Source organism: Paenibacillus sp. FSL R5-0623 (genome assembly GCF_037974265.1).
GTDB lineage: Bacteria > Bacillota > Bacilli > Paenibacillales > Paenibacillaceae > Paenibacillus.
Genome location: NZ_CP150233.1, coordinates 6,920,277 through 6,939,406, shown reverse-complemented (window position 1 = coordinate 6,939,406; position 19,130 = coordinate 6,920,277). Strand labels below are relative to the sequence as shown.

Sequence of the window (19,130 nt, the reverse complement as noted above, 5' to 3'; positions counted from 1 at the left end):
CTGACCTCTCCGTTATTAGTGTAAATATTAGATGAAACTTATATATCAGGCAGTATCATTTCGATAGTGAAGAAGGAATTAATGGATGAAAAGCAGAACTAAAGATAAGAAGAAAAGAAGAAAAGGCCTATATATAACGCTCGTTTCACTTGTTGTTTTGTTAATCGGAGGTTATTTGTTCCGTCAGCAACTGGCTGTAGCGGCATTTGATCTGTTTCTCGCCGGTTCGGTAGAAGATCAGTTATCCCGCTCTTATGTACCGCAAGAAGGCAATAACACGCCTGATCCAACGGTATACCGTAAGGAACCATTCTCCGTATTACTGCTTGGTTCGGACAAACGCGCCTATGAGAAAACGCGTGGACGTTCGGATACCGTTATCTATGCTGTAGTACGTCCCAAGGAATCCCGTGTGCTTCTGGTATCCATTCCACGTGATACGTATGTGCAGATTGTAGGACGGGATGCGAACAAGGACGGCGAAGATGATTATGATAAGTTGGCGCATGCCTATGCTTTTGGTGGGGAGAATATGTCCATCAATACGGTGGAGAAATTTCTTGATGCTGATGTGGGTTATTATGCAACGATCAACTTCGACGGAATCAAAAAAGTGGTTGATGCGCTTGGTGGCGTAAAACTGCCAATTGATGAGGACATTGTGAACAAGAACCCGGATCATGTGCAATTCACGATTGAAGGCGGTAAGCCGATCTATGACGGGCAGGAAGCACTGTATTATGTAAGATACCGTGAGGATAGCGATTTTAATCGTACCAAGCGGCAGCAGATTTTCCTGAACTCGATGGCGAATGAGATGCTGAATTTGAATCAAATCGCCAAAATTCCGGAATTGATTCAGATCATGGGAGATAGCTTCCAGACGGATATGCGAGCTTCTTTCATTATTGATCTGGCTAAACAAGTGCTTACTCAGGAGAAACCGCAGATTTCAAGCTTCACCATTCTGGGTGAGGGGATGAAAAAGGACGGTATCTATTATGGTCAGGCTGACGAGAAAGATGTCCAATATGCCAAAGAGCTGATTAACAACTGGATGGATCAATCGACCCCAGCTGGTGAAGTAATGATCCCTGACCGGCAAAAGATTGAATAACCAATTCCATACCAATGATGTGTTGTAGACCACAATCAGCAGTACGTTTATTCGCGGGCTGCTGTTTTTTTTCTTTGTACTGAGAACTATTATCCTTTTGGAACATCCTGCGTTCTGATCCGTATAATATAAGTTGAGCGAGATAAGTTGAACGAAGAAATTCACAAGGAGGATACACAAGGGTATGAACATCGCATTTTTTTTGCTACCCAAACAAGAGGTTACGTGTGTGACGTCGGATTCTACGCTGCGGCAAACGTTGGAACGGATGGAATATCATCGTTTTACGGCGGTACCCATTTTGAATAAAGAAGGCAAATATATTGGTACCGTTACCGAAGGCGACTTACTGTGGTATATGAAGAATGCCGAGGGAAAGATTTCATTTGAAAACGCTTCAAAGTTCTTGCTCAAGGACGTTCCACTTCGCTTGGATATTAAACCCGTATCCATTGACGCCAACATGGAGGACCTGATTAATCTGGCTAAAGTTCAGAACTTTGTTCCTGTGGTCGATGATATGGATCGGTTCATTGGTATTGTCAGACGGAGTCAGATTATTGAGTACTGTGAGGGCATTGTAGCCAAAGAATCGATCAAGGCTAAGTAAGGTGGTTACGAATTTAAACATTATTGTGTCATTAGGGATAATCACAGCCGTCCGGTATCATGTTAAACTTAAGAAGTCCTGAATCAGGGACGCATTCGAAGTTTTTTACAAATATATAGGTCGCTAGGATGTACGGAGGACTCCGCATAAGTACCTGACATCAGTTTCGGAGAACTTCTCCGCTTTTTGGGGTAATTTTGCGGGCCCTCTTTTTATGCTATAATCGAGAATAAAGCTTTTTCGGGGGAGAGTGACTTTCGCCAAATGCCTAAAGAACTGGATGTAGCCAAACGCGCTAAAGTGATTGAATGGCTGAAAACCGAAGTGCTTGATCAGGTATCCCGATTATTCAAGGCGTTATGGGAAGGCAGTACAACTCGAATCGGGGACAGTCTTGCCAGTTTGATTATGAGTAGTTACATATTGGGCCGCAGGCTCGGTATTCCTTTCAAGGATCTGGATGCACTGCTAGTTGAGAAGTTGAAAAAGCATAAACAGGAAGGTCACCAGCTTGAAGACTGGTACCAGGATATTTCCGCGCTAGAAGATCATATGCGTAAGAGGTGAATTTGTTGAAATTTAGCTTTAAATCAGCTGTTTGGAGCGCAGTCTATCTGCTCTTGCTACTTTCGCTGTTAACTCCTTTATCGGTACTTGCCATATTTTTTATGATGATTCCGGGAGTTATTTTGTATGCTTCATTATCTTTAAAATCATTTATATGGCATCTCGTGCCCGTAGCTGTTATTTTGGTCGTATTCCACCCCATCTATCTGTTACTATTGCTCATCTTTACCCTGCCTGCGATCGTTATGGGTCACGCGTATAAAACACGCAAATCGGCCCTGTTCGCTCTGATGGCGGGAAGTGGCATGATGTTGGCAGAATACTTGTTGTTGCTCTTGGTCGGCAGTGTCATTTTCCAATTCGACCTGTCCAGTTATATTGAAGATGTGGTCAAATTGACCATTGAACCGTTAACCAATACATCGAATCAGATGATCAACGGGTTTGCATGGACACCTGAGATGACCGAGGATGTTGCCAAACAAACACAGCTTATGATTCCATTTGCTCTCGTTGTCACATCGATGGTAATGGCTTTCATTACACACGCCATTGCTCGTCCGATTCTGAACGTGATGGGTGTGGTGGTATCGAAGTTGCCACCAGCGAGAGAATGGCGTATGCCGCGTGCGTTGATCTGGTATTATTTCCTTGCACTGTTGATCGAAGTGATTTCCAGACAAAGTGATGGAACATACTGGACCATGATTGCCATGAATCTGTCCCCGTTAATTAATCTGGGCTTCATGATTCAAGCGATCGGTTTCTTCTTCTTTCTCTCACATACAAAGAAATGGAATCCGGTTATACCATATTTCCTGGCGGCTGCGGTCTTCTTCATTGGTCCGCTTCGGATTATCGGAATTATCGATCTGGCGTTCCCGCTTCGTGAGGCAATATCGAAATCAAAACGATAGGGTGATGAGTCATGCCTAAATTTCTGAAGAAACGCTGGCACGGCTACTATACCGTATGGGCGTTCATACTGCTGCTGTTGCTCGTTATGTTCGTTACCATTTATAACTGGACGCTTGGTTTGATTAGTCTGATACTGGCTTCGGCGCTGGGAATCGTCATGATTAAGGCGGAGCTCGCGTTCCGCCGTGAGCTTAACGACTACATTAATGGCCTATCTATTCGGATCAAACGGATGGAGGGGGAAGCGGTCAGCATGCTTCCATTCGGAATTGTGCTGTACAGCGAAGATCGTACGGTAGAGTGGCATAACCGCTTTGTCGCGGAGATGTTCCAGGAGAAGACAATGGTGGGTAATCCGCTACTTAATATGTTTCCCAAACTTCCTCAGCCTAAAGAGAAGAAGGATGGGACGAAGGAACATTCATCCAAGGAGTTGCATGACGAATTCCAGTTGGATGATCGGCATTATGGAGTTATTCATAACCCGCAGGAGCGGTATGTATATGTATACGAGATTACGGAGCTAGCCATTCTTCGTGATAAATATGAAAATGAACGCCTTGCATTGGGAATTCTCGTTCTGGATAATCTGGACGAAGCTGCCCAAGGCATGGACGATCAACAGCGTACAGCGCTGATTGCTCGAGTGACCAGCGAAATTACGTCTTGGGCCAAGCGGTACGAAGTGTACCTGCGCCGTCTGTCTTCTGATCGTTATCTGTTGATGCTGAATCATAAGTCTTTGCAGGAACTGGAGCAGAGCCGATTTGTCATTTTGGATGAGGTTCGGGAGATGACTGCTGACCTCAAAGTGCCAATGACACTCAGTGTTGGACTGGCGTTTGGATCGGATAGCATCAGTGAGATGGGAGAACTGGCACAGTCCAGTCTGGACATGGCACTTGGACGTGGTGGTGATCAGGCTGCCGTGAAGTCCGGACAACGCCTGTCTTTCTATGGCGGTAAGTCTAACGCAGTGGAGAAACGCACACGGGTAAGAGCCCGCGTTATTGCGCACGCGCTGCGTGATCTTATGCAGGAGAGCGATCGGGTGCTCATCATGGGGCACAAAATTCCGGATATGGACGCGATCGGCGCATCCATCGGAGTGTGGAAAGCGGCCAGTCTGTACAATGTGGAAGCACGAATTGTCCTGGATGGAATTAATCCATCGATTGAACGCATGATGGAGCAAGTGAACAAGGACGAGAAGTTGTCCAAAGCATTTGTATCACCGGAACAGGCAACCCAGATGATGACCGAGCACACGTTACTGGTGGTGGTGGATACTCATAAGGCCTCCATGACCATGGAGCCAAAACTGGTACAGTCTGCTACCCGTGTCGTCGTTGTGGATCACCATCGCCGGGGTGAAGAGTTCATCAATGATGCAGTGTTGATCTATCTGGAACCTTATGCGTCTTCTGCTGCCGAATTGGTAACCGAACTCTTGCAATACATTCATGATAAGGTACAATTCACTCCGCTAGAAGCTACGGCTCTACTTGCCGGAATTACGGTGGATACGAAGCATTTTGCACTGCACACGGGGTCCAGAACGTTCGAAGCGGCAGGCTTCTTGCGCCGTAGCGGTGCGGACACCATTATGATCCAGCGGTTGATGAAAGAGGATCTGTCAGAATATATTGCTAAGGCAGAAATCATAAAGCATGCTAAAATGGTATATGGAAACATTGCGCTGGCGGTCACCGACCCTGGCAGCAAGATTTCACAGATGATGATCGCCCAAGTGGCGGACACATTGCTGAACATGACTGACGTGGTCGCATCATTTGTGATTAGTGAGCGTCCGGATGGACTGATTGGCATCAGCGCGAGATCGCTGGGGCGCATGAATGTTCAGGTTGTCATGGAACGACTGGGCGGTGGCGGACATTTGACGAATGCTGCCGTGCAGCTTGAAGGAACGCTTGGAGAGGCAGAAAAACGGCTGACGAACGTACTGGCTGAAATCGAAAAGGAAGAGGGGCTGTTCGAATGAAAGTCATTTTTATAAAAGATATGAAGGGTCAAGGCAAGAAAGGGCAAGTGAAAGAAGTATCTGAGGGTTACGCACAGAACTTCCTATTGCCACGGGGAATCGCACGTCTGGCAACGGACGGCAACATGAAGACACTGGACAACCAGAAGGCGGCTGAAGAAAGACTCAAACAGGAAGAGAAAGCGGAAGCGGAAGCACTTGCGAAAAAGCTGGAAGCAGAAGTGACTGAACTGAAAGCGAAGTCCGGCGAAGGTGGTCGTCTATTTGGTGCCATTACCAGCAAACAGATCGCAGAAGCTTTGTCTAAAAAGGGTCTGAAAGTAGACAAACGCAAAATTGAGCTGGACGAGCCTATTCGTACACTCGGCGTAACACAAGTAACTGTCAAGGTTCACCCTGAAGTGAAGGCAACCTTGAAGGTACAGGTAACGGAAGAGTAAGATGGGCGGAGAAATGTTATTCGACCGGATTCCCCCGCAGAACCTGGAAGCCGAACAGGCCGTGCTGGGTGCAATCCTGTTGCAGGGCGAGGCCCTGATTACAGCGATGGAACGGGTGCAAACCGAGGATTTCTATGATAAACCCCATCAATTAATCTTTGAAGCGATGATCCAGCTTGGTGAGGGAAATCAACCGATTGACCTTGTTACACTGACTTCGCTTCTAAAGGATAAAGGTGAGTTGGAGGACATCGGGGGCGTTAGTTATCTGGCTAAGCTAGCCCATGGTGTACCTACAGCCGCGAACGTAGACTATTACGCTCAGATTATTGAAGAGAAATCGATGCTGCGTCGCCTGATTCGTACGGCAACACAGATCGTGAGCGAAGGATATACAGGCGGAGAAGATGTTGCAGCGATGCTCGGAGAAGCTGAACGTCGCATTCTGGAGATCTCCAACCGTCGCTCCAGTAGTGGTTTTATAGCCATACAGGACGTACTGATGGAAGTATTCGATCGCGTGGAAACACTTCATCAGAATAAGGGTACAACAACAGGTATTCCGTCCGGGTTCATCGATCTGGACAAAATGACTGCCGGATTCCAGCGCAGTGACTTGATCATTGTAGCTGCCCGTCCTTCCGTAGGTAAGACGGCCTTTGCCCTGAATATCGCTCAGAACGTTGCCATTCGTGCACAGGAGACGGTAGCCATCTTCAGTCTGGAGATGTCAGCCGCCCAGCTGGTACAACGTATGATCTGTGCGGAAGCCAACCTGGATGCCAGCGTAATGCGTATGGGTGACTTCAAGGGTGATGAGGACTGGCAGAAGCTGACGATGGGTATTGCAGCTTTGTCAGAAGCGAATATCTTCATAGATGATACGCCAGGGATTACCGTAGCGGATATTCGTGCCAAATGCCGTCGCCTGAAGAAAGAGAAAGGCCTTGGCATGATCCTCATCGACTATCTTCAACTGATTAGTGGACGTGGTAAAGCAGGGGAGAACCGTCAACAAGAGGTATCCGAGATTTCACGTACACTGAAACAGATTGGCCGGGAACTGGAAGTTCCAGTTATTGCCTTGTCCCAGCTGAGCCGGGGTGTAGAGCAACGTCAGGACAAACGTCCGATGATGAGTGACTTGCGGGAATCGGGTTCGATCGAGCAAGATGCCGACATCGTAGCGTTCCTGTATCGGGATGACTACTATAACCAGGAGACCGAGAAGAAAAATATTATTGAGATCATTATCGCTAAACAGCGTAACGGTCCGGTAGGTACGGTAGAACTGGTCTTCCTGAAAAACTTTAATAAATTCGTCAATTACGAGAGGGCACACAATGATGCCTTCGCGATGTAATGGGCAGGTGCTGACGGCTTCGATCCAGAAGCCAAAATCGTCTGTCCCGAAGATCAACCATTAGAGCAACTAAACTCAAATATGTCTTATAAATACCAGATATAGATTATACTGAAATGGGTATCCTTGAACCGGTGATAGCAGTCAAGCAAGCTTGGACTGTAGTCACCGGTTTTTTGTGTTGAAATAGTGGGTAAATCCCGAACATTACGGTTGTACTATATCTAATTGTTCGCCATTTGATTTGACTTTGAAAAAGGGTACTGGTACACTAATACTGCTGCGTTAAAGCAGCACAAACCTTCCCTTGAATGTAACGGAAGGACATTTTTACTGTCCGTTAGCACGCTTCTCAGTCGGTTTATTGCGTAACATGCCTGCCGGGATAGAGGACGGACAGACCAATACAAAGGTGCGCAAGGCACCCACGGAGGAATGTTAACTATGTCAACGGTAGTTGTAGTGGGAACGCAATGGGGAGACGAAGGAAAAGGTAAAATCACGGATTATTTGGCGGAGAGCGCTGATGTGGTGGCTCGTTATCAAGGTGGTAACAATGCGGGTCATACAATTCTGATTGATAACAAAAAATATAAACTGACGATGATTCCATCAGGGATTTTCTACACAGATAAAGCGTGTGTTATTGGTAACGGAATGGTTATCAACCCAAAGGCACTCATCGAAGAAATTAATTATATTCATGACAATGATTTTACAACGAAGAACCTGTCCATCAGTGAGCGCGCACATATCATCCTGCCATATCACATGGTATTGGATGCACTGGAAGAAGAGAGCAAAGGTCCGAACAAAATTGGTACGACTGGCAAAGGAATTGGCCCATGTTACATGGACAAATCAGCTCGTATTGGTATTCGGATGGTTGACCTGCTGGATGCTGAAGATTTCGAACTGAAACTGCGTCATCTGGTCAAAGAAAAGAACCGTGTCATCGAGCAAGTCTATGGCGGCCAGCCTGTTGATGTGGAAGAAATTCTGCAAGATTACCTCGGATATGCTGAAATTCTGCGTCCTTACGTACGTGATACATCTGTTGTTCTGAACGAATATATTGATGAGGACAAAAAAGTATTGTTTGAAGGTGCACAAGGCGTTATGTTGGACCTTGATCAAGGAACTTATCCATTTGTTACATCATCCAATCCGTCCGCAGGTGGCGTATGTATCGGTTCTGGCGTAGGCCCGGCTCGTATTCAACAAGTCATTGGGGTAGCGAAAGCTTACACAACCCGTGTAGGAGATGGCCCATTCCCTACGGAATTACATGATGCAATCGGCGACCAAATCCGTGAGACTGGACATGAGTATGGTACGGTAACTGGACGTCCACGTCGTGTAGGTTGGTTCGATAGTGTTGTTGTTCGCCACGCGCGTCGTGTCAGTGGAATCACAGGTCTGTCCCTGAACTCTCTGGACGTAATGACAGGTCTGGAAACCGTAAAAATCTGCACAGGATACAAATTCCGCGGCGAGGTTATCACACACTATCCGGCAAGCCTCAAAATGCTGGCAGAATGTGAAGCGGTATACGAAGAGATGCCAGGCTGGAGCGAAGATATCACTGGAGCGAAGAAACTTGAAGACCTGCCAGTGAACACACAGAATTATGTAAAACGTGTTTCCGAACTGACAGGCATTCCAATTGCCATCTTCTCCGTTGGTCGTAACCGTGAGCAAACGAATCAAGTTCTTCCAATCTACGAGTAATCGAAGAAATAGAGAGATTGTTTCTTGAATTATTAAATAGAATCCTCTGCCGACTTAGGCATGTTAAGCCTCCAGTTGTTGCTTTTATAGCGATGACTGGAGGTTTTTTGTATGTTTTTCGGATATAATCCCGAGATTTCCGTCAATACTGGTTAACAGTAGAGTCACAGACCCGGACATGTGCATGTTAGACGGGTGGGATAATTGGAGGGAGAGAACGGAATGAAGTTGCTTGTGTGGTTTGTTAAAATCGTGCTAACCGTGTTGCTGGTCAGTTCACTGACACTGCTCACGACCGGATTAATTGTACAGTCATATGCGAAGTCGCTACTCGCGAGTTTCAATATTCAGTGGGAAGGTCAACCCATGGGGTTAACCGCCATGTTCCAAGGTGCCTTGGGCGGTAAAACCAGTGAAGGGAACAAATCAGGAAATGGGACGACAGACCAGCCGACAGGAGCGGACGAAGAGCAGGTTCCGGAAGATGCTGTTTCAGTTATGGGGAATGGGACAGAGAGTGGTCAATCTGGCGTAGATGCAGGCAATAATGCGTCCCAAGGGAGCGGCTCAAATGAGGGCACAGGGGAAGGTTCAGGTACAGATATGACCGTAGGATCAAACTCAGGCACAAGTGCAGGCAATGGGACGGATACGGGCACGGGTAATGACTCAGGAACAGATCAGGGTAGTGGTTCAACTTCAGACAATGGAACCGGAGCGGCCAGCGACGGTGCTTCTTCAGGCAATGATGCCATTGTTGTATCACCGGATGACATTACAGGAGCGAAGGACAAGCTGCCAGCAGAGGAGAAAGAAAAAATCTTCAGCCTGCTAATGAACAAGCTGCCGCAGAAAGAAATGCAGCAGATCTCAGGCGCCATGGAAGGTGGCCTGACGGAACAGGAATTACGTGAGATTGAACAGGTGATCTCGAAGTACCTGACCAGTGAAGAGTACGACAACCTGATGGAAGTACTGCAAACGGAGTAAGATTGGAAGGTAAAGCAGGCGTGCTCATAGACGGGCATCGCCTGATTCATAATGTAATGGACTTGTCGAGGATGATTAAATATAATTTATTTAAATAAATAATGGAAATGCCTATAGGAGGGAACAGTGTATGAAATATAAAGGTAAAGAACACGACATATAAAAACGTTTAGGCAACATTGCAGAAACCTCCAGTCCAATTCGTGGACCTCCGTTCATAGGTGCTTTCAAGAGTAACCGATGGACTTTTGTTTATGAATACACTAATTGGAGGTTGTATTGAACATGAACTTATATCATTCTAATTCAGAACCATCAGTAAAAAAGTTTGCCGAGGCAACAAAAGAGCGATACGAGCAAGGGCTGCAAGAGGTGGAGCAACCGTTTAGTGGCTGGGATTTTAGCTATGTAACCGGGAGTGACAGACTCCAGAGCGGAATGTTGCCTTGGTCCTATGGAACGATGGCGCGCCGATTGTTGAATCAGACAGAACGAATGCTCGACATGGGTACCGGAGGAGGAGAAATGTTGTCCAGGCTCCTTCCACTTCCTTCGTACACATGTGCGACGGAAGGATATCTCCCCAATATACCGATTGCAGAGGAACGTTTACAGCCGCTCGGTGTGAAGGTGCTTCCAGTGACTGATGATTCGCAACTTCCTTTCGCAGATGGGGAATTTGATCTGATTCTTAATCGGCATGAGTCGTATGATGAGCAGGAAGTTAGGCGGATTCTATCGGTAGGTGGACTGTTTCTAACTCAACAGGTAGGTTGGTCAGACTGCAGGGAGATCAATGAGCGGCTTGGCATTCCTATGCCAGCGGATTACGCTGGATGGGAGCTGGATCGTGCTGTTCTTCAGCTGGAACAGTGTGGATTCCGTATTCTAGAGCAACGGGAAGCAACTCCCGCGCAGCGTTTCTATGATATAGGCGCATTGGTCTATTATCTGAAGACCATCCCGTGGCAAGTACCTGATTTCAAGGTAGAACAGTTCCGTCAGCCGTTAATGGATATTCATATGGAGATGGAGCAAAATGGATTCTGGGAAATACAGCAGAAGCGATTTGTAATTCTTGCAGTCAAAGAATAGAGACATGAAAGTTAATTTCTATTGTGACATGAGATGAAATCCAGTTTAAAAATAAACCACAAACAGGTTGTTTACGAAATCCCTTATCAGAGTTGATCTGGTGAGGGATTTTATTTGTATTTTTATGAAAAATAAAGCATATTTCACTGGGTCTTAGAACCTAGTCTTAATTTGCGAACAAAAGTACATAGTACAGCGGATGTTGAGGCATAATGGGTGATGGATCAGCCATACTACCTTATGGATAATACAGGGAAACCAAGCGTGGCGTGGCTTTGCGGTGTGACGTGTAGAGTTGAAATGAGTGTAAAACCTGTGTTAAAGTATACGGGTGTGATAAAAGGTTAAAATTTTGACACTTTTGAGAGCGCAGCTAAAGTCCGATTTTGCGGACAACCAATACAAGTATCAACGAGCATGGGACGGACACGATGGTGATGTCTTGACAGAAATGCGAACTGAGAAGTGCTGAAAAGGAGAGAATCATGAAAGGTTTCAGAGGCATACGCCAACCGGGCAAAGACCGGGTACACGAACAATCCGGGGAACACCGGACGGCCGAAGACAAAAACAACATGAGCATGTCCACCTTCAGTGTGAATAAGAAGCGCGTTCTGGCCTCGCGCAAATGGATCATTACAGCAGCATGTGGTGTATTCATCGCAGCATCGCTCGGGTTCGCAGGCAAACAATATGTTACTGCAAACACCGTACCGTACTATAAAGTAATGGTTAAAGGTAGCGAGATTGGTACCATTGCGGATGAGGCACTATTACAACAACTATTTACAGACAAAACTGAGGAATATCAACATAAATATCCGGATGCAGAGATGGTGCTGAACACGGATGGCATCACAACCGAAACGGTAAGAGCGTACAAACCTGAAGTGAACAGTGACGAGACGCTAGACAAACTGGGTGACATGCTGACAGCCTACGCCAAAGGTGTAGAGCTCAAGGTAGACGGTGAAGTCCTTGGTATCGTGAAGGATCAGGCAACAGCTGATGCAATCCTGGAACAAGTGCAGAGCAAATACATATCGGCATCGGCTGTGCGAAGTTCGCTGAAGACGAAGTCGGTATCGGCTAACTCCTCGAAGAAAGACGAGGGACCAAGCACAACCCTGAAGTCGGTAGGCATCAAGGAAGATGTTGCGACGGATGTAGTGAAGGCTGATCCAAACAAAATATGGGATGTGTCCGAGGCGGTTAAAGCATTAACCGTTGGTAAAGACGCGCCTGTAACTTATGTGGTTCGTGAAGGAGATACAATCTCTTCGATCGCTGCCAAGTATGAAATTACACAAAGCGAGATTCGTAAGCATAATCCGGGCATCAAGGAAACGTCGCTTCAAATTGGAGACGAGCTGACCCTGACCGTGCCTAAACCAGCAGTAACCGTTAAGTCGGTTGAGCAGGTTGTTGAACAGATTGAGATCAAACCGCAAGTGGAAGTGCGCAAAAGTGACGAGTTGAAAGCAGGTACAACAAAAGTCGTGCGCCCAGGGCAAAGCGGCTTGAAAAGCATGCAGTACCGTATAACCAAAGAAAATGGTGAAGTGGTTCAGGAAGAGTGGCTTGGTCAGGAAGTGATTAAAGCAGCTGTAACTGAAGTAGTCCTTAGCGGAACAAAAGTTGTTGGTGAGGGCACAGGTGAATTTGCTTGGCCGGTATCAAATGCAACGATGAGTAGCAGCTTTGGACAACGTTGGGGTCGCCAGCACAAAGGTGTCGATCTGGTAGGTAACCGCGATGTGAAAGCGTCTGATGAGGGTGTAATTACTTTTGCAGGACAGAAAAGCGGTTATGGTAATGTCATCATTATTAACCACCGTAACGGTTACGAAACACTATATGGACATTTGAACAGCATTGGCGTTAAGGTTGGACAAGTGGTTGAAAAAGGCGAGAGTATCGGCGTTATGGGCAACACGGGTCGTTCGACTGGAACACATCTGCATTTTGAGATTATTAAGAATGGAACGGTAGAAAATCCGTTAACGTATCTGAACTAATATAGAGCTTAAGTAGAGCAAGGTTGGCTATAATGCTGGCCTTGTTTTTTGCTGCTGTAAAAAATTTTCAAATGAAAGACCTTCCAAGCCCCTGATCGGGATGTGACAGTGCTTCAGGTATGTTAAACTAGAGAGTATAAACAACAAACTAGAGAAACCAATCAAGCAGGCTTCGTACAAGCTAAACATAGAAGAGAGATATAAACGCTAACGCGGATTAAGCAGGATATAGGGGTGAACTTAGCCGATGCAGGGGAAGATTTTGGTGGTGGACGATGAACAGCCCATCGCGGACATTCTGAAGTTTAATTTGGAAAAAGAGGGGTACGAGGTCATCTGTGCATTTGATGGCATTCGTGCGGTTGAACTGGCGTTATCCGAGAAACCGGATCTGATGCTGCTGGATCTGATGCTCCCGGGCAAGGACGGTATGGATGTCTGTCGTGAGGTGCGCGCTCATCTGGAGATGCCAATCATCATGCTTACCGCCAAAGATGGCGAGATCGACAAGGTGCTCGGATTGGAACTGGGTGCGGATGATTACGTGACAAAGCCGTTCAGTACGCGTGAGTTGCTTGCACGGGTGAAGGCACAGATGCGCAGACGGCAAAAGCTTGCGATTACGGCAGAAGCGCACGAAGACGAAGAGAAGCAGGTCATGCGACTATTTGATCTGGCTTTTGATATGGACATGTATACGGCTTATAAAGGCGGAGAACCGCTTGATCTGACCCACCGTGAGTATGAACTTCTCTATTATATGGCGAAGCATTCCGGCAAGGTTATGACACGAGAACATCTGCTGCAAGCGGTGTGGGGATATGAATATTTCGGCGATGTACGTACCGTGGATGTCACGATCCGTCGTTTGCGTGAGAAGATTGAGGAGAATCCGAGCAAACCGGAAACGATTCTGACTCGCCGCGGGCTCGGTTATCTCGTGCGCAGTGCCAAAAGCGTGGGGATATAATGGGCCGATTCGCGCGATTTTCGTTCTTCCGAACGATTCAGGCGAAATTGATCATTATCTATGTACTGCTGATTCTGATTGCGATGCAATTGATCGGGGTTTATTTTGTGAGCGCGATGAAGAACTCACTAACGAGCAACTTTACGGAAGACTTGCAGGCGCGTGCGGAAATGCTGTCGGTTCTCGTGGGGGAGACGATGGCGGGTGGAGAAGCAGAGGCTGGCGAGGACAAAACGGAAAATCTGCGTGTGTTGGTGAACAACCTGTTCAACATTAACGGTGCCGAGATTCAGGTGCTGGATGCCAGCGGCAAAGTACTGACGACCTCGCTAAGTTCACATTCGGACTATGTCGGGCGCAAAAATACCCAGACCGTTGTCAGCCGTGCGCTGCAAGGCATTCGGGACAATGAGGAATATATCGTGGACGAGGATAATGTTCGCAAAAAGGTCGTCGCCAAGCCGGTGCTGTCCGGCGGCAAGATCATTGGTGCGGTCTACATCGCGGCATCCATGAACGAGCTGTATTCCACGATGGAGGGAATCAACAAAATCTTTATCTCCGGTATTCTGATTGCCTTGGTGTTAACGGCGGTGCTTGGCGTGATCTTGTCCCATACGATTACGCAGCCGATTAAGGAAGTGACGCGGAGAGCGACAGCGGTCGCAGAAGGTAACTTCGATCAGCAGACACCTGTATTTGGCACGGATGAGATTGGTCAACTCAGTCGGGCTTTTAACTATATGACCAGCAGGCTTCGGGATGCACTTTCACAGAATGAAGAGGAGAAGGAGAAGTTGACTTCCATTCTCACGAATATGAGTGATGGTGTGGTGGCTACGGATGAGTACGGTAAAGTCATTCTCGTAAACCGTCGTGCCAGCAGCATTCTGGGTATGCATCCTGCAGATATTGAAGGAAGACACTTCGCCATATTACTCGGTATTGATCCGGAGGATGCAGAAACCCTCGCGAGTGGTTTCACAGGATCAACGTTGCTGCAAATTGCACCCGCAGGACAAGAAGAACCTGTGGTCATTCGGATGACGTTCACACCGGTTCATCGACGTGAACTGGGAATCACGGGAACGATTGCCGTACTTCAGGATGTTACGGAGCAGGAAGAACTTGAAGCATCCCGGCGTGAATTCGTAGCCAATGTATCCCATGAACTGCGCACACCACTGACTACGATCAAGAGTTACGCGGAAGCACTGGATGACGGTGCATTGGAAGATCCGCAGCTTGCCGGTCGTTTCGTTGGTGTTATTCAGAACGAGACGGAGCGAATGATACGACTGGTTACGGATCTGCTGCATCTATCTCGGCTGGATTCCAAAGAGGCTTTGCTACGGAAACAGCCAACCGATATCCTGGAAATGCTGGAGGAAGTGACGGATCGATTCTCGTTTCAGATGCATCAGAAGGATATTCAGCCTGTGTTGTCTGTAGAGAATGATATTCCGGCTGTTCCGCTGGATCGGGACCAGATTGATCAGGTGCTGGATAATGTCGTGTCCAATGCGCTGAAATATACATTGGAAGGCGGCACCATTACGATTGCAGCTAGACGCAGTGATGAACATACACTTGCCATCTCGGTATCGGATACCGGAATGGGTATCCCACAGCGCGATCTGGATCGCATTTTTGAGCGATTTTATCGGGTTGACAAGGCTCGTTCCCGCAGTATGGGAGGCACAGGGCTAGGACTGTCCATTGCCCGGGAAATTGTAAAGGCACATGATGGAAGCATCTCTTTGGAGTCTGAGGTAGACTTGGGTACGACAGTAACGTTCACACTGCCGATGCGCGAGGAAGGGGGTGAGCACCGTGAAGGAACGGATTAAATCCCTGGTGCTTGCTGCCCTTGTCGCCGCCAGTCTGGTGCAGAGTTATTTCCTGATCTACCGTTTACCTGGAGGCGGGGATTCCATTGTGACGTCAGAGACGAACTATGTGAAGACGGAGAATATGGGTCAGGAACGTAATATTGAAGAATTAATTTTCCCCGATCAGATGATTATTCATCTGGGTGAGGATAAACATACGGTATTTTACCCTGGCAATACGTTCTATCAGTTAATCTATTCGCGGTTACAGGGGCGGGCGTTCGATGATTTTCAGCGCCGCAGTGTGCAATCGGTGAACTGGGATCAGATTCGCAAGGAGAACCCTGGGTTTGAGCTATCGTTCAAAGAAGGTATTCCCGTAGCATTGTTACAGCGGGTGATGAGGCTTGGGACGGATTCCTTGTTCCAAGGGGAGACCATTAACCGAATCTCGATCTATACGTCCAAAAATGAAACGAAGGCCCATGCGCTGTTCTTCAGCGCCAAGGGAGACGTGGTATACGAAGCAACGCAGGCGGACCTGACAGTACAAGACGTGCAGCAGCATGTTGACTTCGGTACGAACTGGACGCCATATATGCTGATGGATGGCGGGTATTATATCCCGGCCGAAGCTCTGGAGACGATTGAGGCAGATGTGCCAACAGGGCAGTTCACGGTTGAGCAAATGCAGCGCAGTCTGTTCTTCGATCCAAGCATGACCCGGAACATACGGGAAAAAGACGGGTCGGAGATCTATACGGACAGTAAACGTAGTTTGCAAGTGAAGCAAGAGCAGCGCTGGATCAGTTACACTGATCCAGCGGCACCGCCTGCGGGACTGATTGATCCCGCAAAGGATGCACTGTCTGCGGTTGATTTTGTGAATCAGCATGGCGGCTGGAAAGGCAGGTCGCGCATGATGCTGGAGACCGCCGATAGCAAGACACAGCTTGAATTCCAGCAGTATTACGGCAGCTATCCGATTATGGATTCCATGCAGTTCCGCTTTGGCACGATCAGCATGGAGATGCAGCAGGAAACGGTATCCAGTTATGAACGATCGCTGGAATACCTGAACGAAGGTGCAGAGACGAAGAAACCGGTAAAGTTGCCTGGCGGAGACAAGCTGAAGGCTCTTATTAAAAAGGTCGCAGGTGAGAATCGCCAGGTCGTGGACGTATACCCGGCTTATCGTCCTTCTTCGATTGAGGACGGACTTAAGCTGATCCCGGTATGGGTGATCCGCTTTGGAAACGGGGAGGAAACCACCGTTTCTTGATGGGTTGTAGGGTAATGGAGTCATTCGATATCCGAGCGAGGTGTAAGGTCACACGATAACGGAGAGGGCAGAAAAAAGCTGGAGAAGCGAAGCCAAAAGCTTTCTGAAAGAAAGCTGCATCGAAAGCATACGCTTCGCCTTTATCGCCGGATTTCTCCCTTAGGAAAAGGGAATCAAGAAATCTGGGGATAACAGCGATCGGAAGGTTGTTCTGACCGCGGAGTGGGCCAGTGTGATATTAGTTGCTTTTATCAAATGGACGGAGGTGAATGTTTTGGATTGGGGACGGGCAAAAAATGTGTTGATCTATGCCTTTCTGCTGCTCAATCTGGTGCTGGGTTACCAGATCTGGATGGATGCGCGGGAGACGGCCGGAGCCAATCTGGACTTCACCTCACTGGCAGATAACACACAGCAGGCGATGGAAGAGAAGGGCATTCAGGTGCTGGCTCCGATTCCAAATGAAACGCCGAAGCTGCCGAAGTTGTCCTATGAGTTCATTGAAGAGGACAAGGCTGGTGTGGATATGGAACTGGAACAGCCTGTAGATAGCAAGCTGATCTTCTCGCAGAGTGAACTGGAAGATGCATTAGAGCGTGAGATTCCACAGATTGGGACATACCGGCTGGATCAGCTGATGGCCAAGGATGGAGCTTTTGTGCTTCACCCACTGGTGGATGGCAAATGGCCGCTCTTCAATGTGAGTCTGGAGCTATTCTACAGCGACCAGAAAATAACGGGTTACCGTCAGACTCCAGTGCGGATTACAACCGCAGAGGAGAGCGATCAGCAGGTGCTTCCGGCGTCGAAGGCGCTGGGAACGCTGATCGAGAACTTTTTGCCAAATGATGCAATTGTCAAAGATATTCAGCTAGGCTATTACGGCCAGTTGTTCAATTCAGATATACAGGTAGCGATGCCGGCATGGCGGTTCGTGCTGGAAAGTGGCGAAGTGTTGTACGTGCAGGGCATCAGTGGGGATGTATTCAGTCCCAAGACAGACAAACCAGGGGAGTAATGCGTTATGGGGATATATTTTACCGTGTTATCCAGCGGTTCGACAGGTAATGCCACAGTCATACAGCATGGGGGCACATCTCTCATGATTGACGCGGGTCTTAGTGCGAAGCGATTGGATGCACTGTTTCAGGAAAGGGAGATTTCTGGGGCAGAACTGGACGGGATTCTGGTTACACATGAACATTCCGATCACATTAAAGGACTAGGCGCGATGTCTCGGAAATATAATTTACCAATCTACGCAAATCTGAATACGTGGGCGGCACTGGAGAAGTCGGTTGGGGCGATTCCAGAGGAAAACCGGAGGGTATTTGAGACGGGTGAAAAGCATGATTTTGGGTCACTGCGCGTGGAATCCTTCGGAATCTCGCATGATGCGGCTGAGCCGGTAGGGTACACTTTCGATGATGGTACGGAGAAGCTGTCTGTTGCAACAGATCTTGGGTACATGAGCGACAAGGTTCGCGATGCGATCTCTGATTCTGACGTACTGGTGCTGGAGGCGAATCATGATGTCGAATTGCTGCGTATGGGGCGTTATCCGTGGAACACCAAGCGCCGGATTTTGAGCGACATTGGGCATTTGTCGAACGAAGCGGCAGGGGTAGCGCTTAGTGAACTAATGAACGGACGCATCAAGCGCACGTATCTGGCACATCTTAGCCGAGATCATAATATGATGGACTTGGCGAAAATGTCGGTGCGCGACGCGATGGAGAGCCGTGGATGCTTTTATCGGGATCATGAGTTCAAACTCTGTGATACGTATTACGACCGTCCTACGCCATGGGATAGGGTGGGTGAGCCATAAAGCTGTCAAGTTCGGCGGCTTTGCGCTCGACTTCCTCGCGGGTCAGAATGCCTTTATCGATAAGCAGTTCAATGATGGTGCTGAGTGCAAGGGTATTACGATAGTGTTCTTCCTTGAGATCGGCCAGCTTGGCCGCCATATGAACTTCATCCATGGCTGTGAGTGTACGTGTGCGATCCATATATATCCTCCTCTATGAAGCTTCGAATTGTCTTTTACTATTATTGTAGTCAGGCTTGATGGAAAACATTCCTCTTTTTGCCGCTAACATTTGTGTGATGAGACGTGTATGCTGAACCTGTGACTATGCAGGGGTGAAAAAGTTCTTCAAATTTGCCAAAATGGCGCTTAGCGGACCGGATTT

General features: G+C 47.7%; 17 protein-coding genes. 16 read left to right on the top strand and 1 reads right to left on the bottom strand.

From position 1 onward, the window contains the following. The first annotated feature begins 85 nt into the window (after positions 1 to 85). The 16 genes from MKY92_RS30315 (at position 86) to MKY92_RS30240 (ending at position 18,766) form a co-directional block, all read left to right on the top strand. Positions 86 to 1,117 (top strand): LCP family protein, encoded by a 1,032-nt coding sequence (locus MKY92_RS30315; RefSeq protein ID WP_339298696.1) that lies wholly within the window; start codon positions 86 to 88, stop codon positions 1,115 to 1,117. A gap of 184 nt (positions 1,118 to 1,301) precedes the next feature. Then, positions 1,302 to 1,727, top strand: a complete 426-nt coding sequence (locus tag MKY92_RS30310; protein WP_091035263.1) for a CBS domain-containing protein — start codon at positions 1,302 to 1,304, stop codon at positions 1,725 to 1,727. A 264-nt stretch (positions 1,728 to 1,991) separates the two neighbouring features. After that, the gene (locus tag MKY92_RS30305) at positions 1,992 to 2,294 is read left to right on the top strand and encodes a MazG-like family protein (RefSeq protein ID WP_017691445.1); all 303 of its coding nucleotides are present in this window, start codon (positions 1,992 to 1,994) and stop codon (positions 2,292 to 2,294) included. Between the two features lie 5 nt (positions 2,295 to 2,299). Then, positions 2,300 to 3,211, top strand: a complete 912-nt coding sequence (locus tag MKY92_RS30300; protein WP_036612044.1) for a DUF2232 domain-containing protein — start codon at positions 2,300 to 2,302, stop codon at positions 3,209 to 3,211. An 11-nt stretch (positions 3,212 to 3,222) separates the two neighbouring features. Then, positions 3,223 to 5,214, top strand: a complete 1,992-nt coding sequence (locus MKY92_RS30295; protein WP_076216655.1) for a DHH family phosphoesterase — start codon at positions 3,223 to 3,225, stop codon at positions 5,212 to 5,214. After that, a complete protein-coding gene (rplI, locus tag MKY92_RS30290; protein ID WP_036611925.1) occupies positions 5,211 to 5,654 on the top strand; it encodes a 50S ribosomal protein L9 in 444 nt (147 codons plus the stop codon). Before MKY92_RS30295 ends, rplI begins: the two co-directional genes overlap by 4 nt. A 1-nt stretch (position 5,655) precedes the next feature. Further along, the gene (dnaB, locus tag MKY92_RS30285; RefSeq protein ID WP_036611922.1) at positions 5,656 to 7,017 is read left to right on the top strand and encodes a replicative DNA helicase; all 1,362 of its coding nucleotides are present in this window, start codon (positions 5,656 to 5,658) and stop codon (positions 7,015 to 7,017) included. A 444-nt stretch (positions 7,018 to 7,461) separates the two neighbouring features. After that, a complete protein-coding gene (locus MKY92_RS30280) occupies positions 7,462 to 8,748 on the top strand; it encodes an adenylosuccinate synthase (RefSeq protein ID WP_036671866.1) in 1,287 nt (428 codons plus the stop codon). Positions 8,749 to 8,970: 222 nt separating this feature from the next. Further along, entirely contained in the window at positions 8,971 to 9,738 is a 768-nt protein-coding gene (locus tag MKY92_RS30275) for a hypothetical protein (RefSeq protein ID WP_339298695.1), read from the top strand. Positions 9,739 to 10,023: 285 nt separating this feature from the next. Then, entirely contained in the window at positions 10,024 to 10,833 is an 810-nt protein-coding gene (locus MKY92_RS30270; RefSeq protein ID WP_339298694.1) for a class I SAM-dependent methyltransferase, read from the top strand. A 485-nt stretch (positions 10,834 to 11,318) separates the two neighbouring features. Further along, a complete protein-coding gene (locus MKY92_RS30265; protein WP_339298693.1) occupies positions 11,319 to 12,851 on the top strand; it encodes a peptidoglycan DD-metalloendopeptidase family protein in 1,533 nt (510 codons plus the stop codon). Positions 12,852 to 13,098: 247 nt separating this feature from the next. Next, entirely contained in the window at positions 13,099 to 13,821 is a 723-nt protein-coding gene (yycF, locus tag MKY92_RS30260) for a response regulator YycF (RefSeq protein ID WP_017691453.1), read from the top strand. Then, complete coding sequence (gene walK / locus MKY92_RS30255; protein WP_339298692.1) at positions 13,821 to 15,671, top strand: cell wall metabolism sensor histidine kinase WalK; 1,851 nt, start codon at positions 13,821 to 13,823, stop codon at positions 15,669 to 15,671. The genes yycF and walK overlap by 1 nt, the downstream gene beginning before the upstream one ends. Beyond that, positions 15,655 to 16,935, top strand: a complete 1,281-nt coding sequence (yycH, locus tag MKY92_RS30250; RefSeq protein ID WP_339298691.1) for a two-component system activity regulator YycH — start codon at positions 15,655 to 15,657, stop codon at positions 16,933 to 16,935. The genes walK and yycH overlap by 17 nt, the downstream gene beginning before the upstream one ends. A 274-nt stretch (positions 16,936 to 17,209) precedes the next feature. Beyond that, positions 17,210 to 17,953, top strand: coding sequence for a two-component system regulatory protein YycI (yycI, locus tag MKY92_RS30245; RefSeq protein ID WP_339298690.1), 744 nt, complete (start codon positions 17,210 to 17,212; stop codon positions 17,951 to 17,953). 6 nt (positions 17,954 to 17,959) lie between these two features. Next, positions 17,960 to 18,766 (top strand): MBL fold metallo-hydrolase, encoded by an 807-nt coding sequence (locus tag MKY92_RS30240; RefSeq protein ID WP_339298689.1) that lies wholly within the window; start codon positions 17,960 to 17,962, stop codon positions 18,764 to 18,766. Here the strand turns inward: MKY92_RS30240 and MKY92_RS30235 are convergent. Continuing rightward, a complete protein-coding gene (locus MKY92_RS30235; protein ID WP_036611899.1) occupies positions 18,735 to 18,947 on the bottom strand; it encodes a hypothetical protein in 213 nt (70 codons plus the stop codon). The genes MKY92_RS30240 and MKY92_RS30235 overlap by 32 nt on opposite strands. Positions 18,948 to 19,130: the final 183 nt, after the last annotated feature.

What these genes read in the sequence shown, in the direction of transcription:
- MKY92_RS30280 (WP_036671866.1), top strand. Translation starts at nt 7,462, where the DNA reads ATGTCAACGGTAGTTGTAGTGGGAACGCAATGGGGAGACGAAGGAAAA.
- walK (WP_339298692.1), top strand. Translation starts at nt 13,821, where the DNA reads ATGGGCCGATTCGCGCGATTTTCGTTCTTCCGAACGATTCAGGCGAAA.
- MKY92_RS30275 (WP_339298695.1), top strand. Translation starts at nt 8,971, where the DNA reads ATGAAGTTGCTTGTGTGGTTTGTTAAAATCGTGCTAACCGTGTTGCTG.
- MKY92_RS30265 (WP_339298693.1), top strand. Translation starts at nt 11,319, where the DNA reads ATGAAAGGTTTCAGAGGCATACGCCAACCGGGCAAAGACCGGGTACAC.
- MKY92_RS30235 (WP_036611899.1), bottom strand. Translation starts at nt 18,947, where the DNA reads ATGGATCGCACACGTACACTCACAGCCATGGATGAAGTTCATATGGCG.
- MKY92_RS30270 (WP_339298694.1), top strand. Translation starts at nt 10,024, where the DNA reads ATGAACTTATATCATTCTAATTCAGAACCATCAGTAAAAAAGTTTGCC.
- rplI (WP_036611925.1), top strand. Translation starts at nt 5,211, where the DNA reads ATGAAAGTCATTTTTATAAAAGATATGAAGGGTCAAGGCAAGAAAGGG.
- MKY92_RS30240 (WP_339298689.1), top strand. Translation starts at nt 17,960, where the DNA reads ATGGGGATATATTTTACCGTGTTATCCAGCGGTTCGACAGGTAATGCC.
- MKY92_RS30310 (WP_091035263.1), top strand. Translation starts at nt 1,302, where the DNA reads ATGAACATCGCATTTTTTTTGCTACCCAAACAAGAGGTTACGTGTGTG.
- MKY92_RS30305 (WP_017691445.1), top strand. Translation starts at nt 1,992, where the DNA reads ATGCCTAAAGAACTGGATGTAGCCAAACGCGCTAAAGTGATTGAATGG.
- MKY92_RS30295 (WP_076216655.1), top strand. Translation starts at nt 3,223, where the DNA reads ATGCCTAAATTTCTGAAGAAACGCTGGCACGGCTACTATACCGTATGG.
- dnaB (WP_036611922.1), top strand. Translation starts at nt 5,656, where the DNA reads ATGGGCGGAGAAATGTTATTCGACCGGATTCCCCCGCAGAACCTGGAA.
- MKY92_RS30315 (WP_339298696.1), top strand. Translation starts at nt 86, where the DNA reads ATGAAAAGCAGAACTAAAGATAAGAAGAAAAGAAGAAAAGGCCTATAT.
- yycF (WP_017691453.1), top strand. Translation starts at nt 13,099, where the DNA reads ATGCAGGGGAAGATTTTGGTGGTGGACGATGAACAGCCCATCGCGGAC.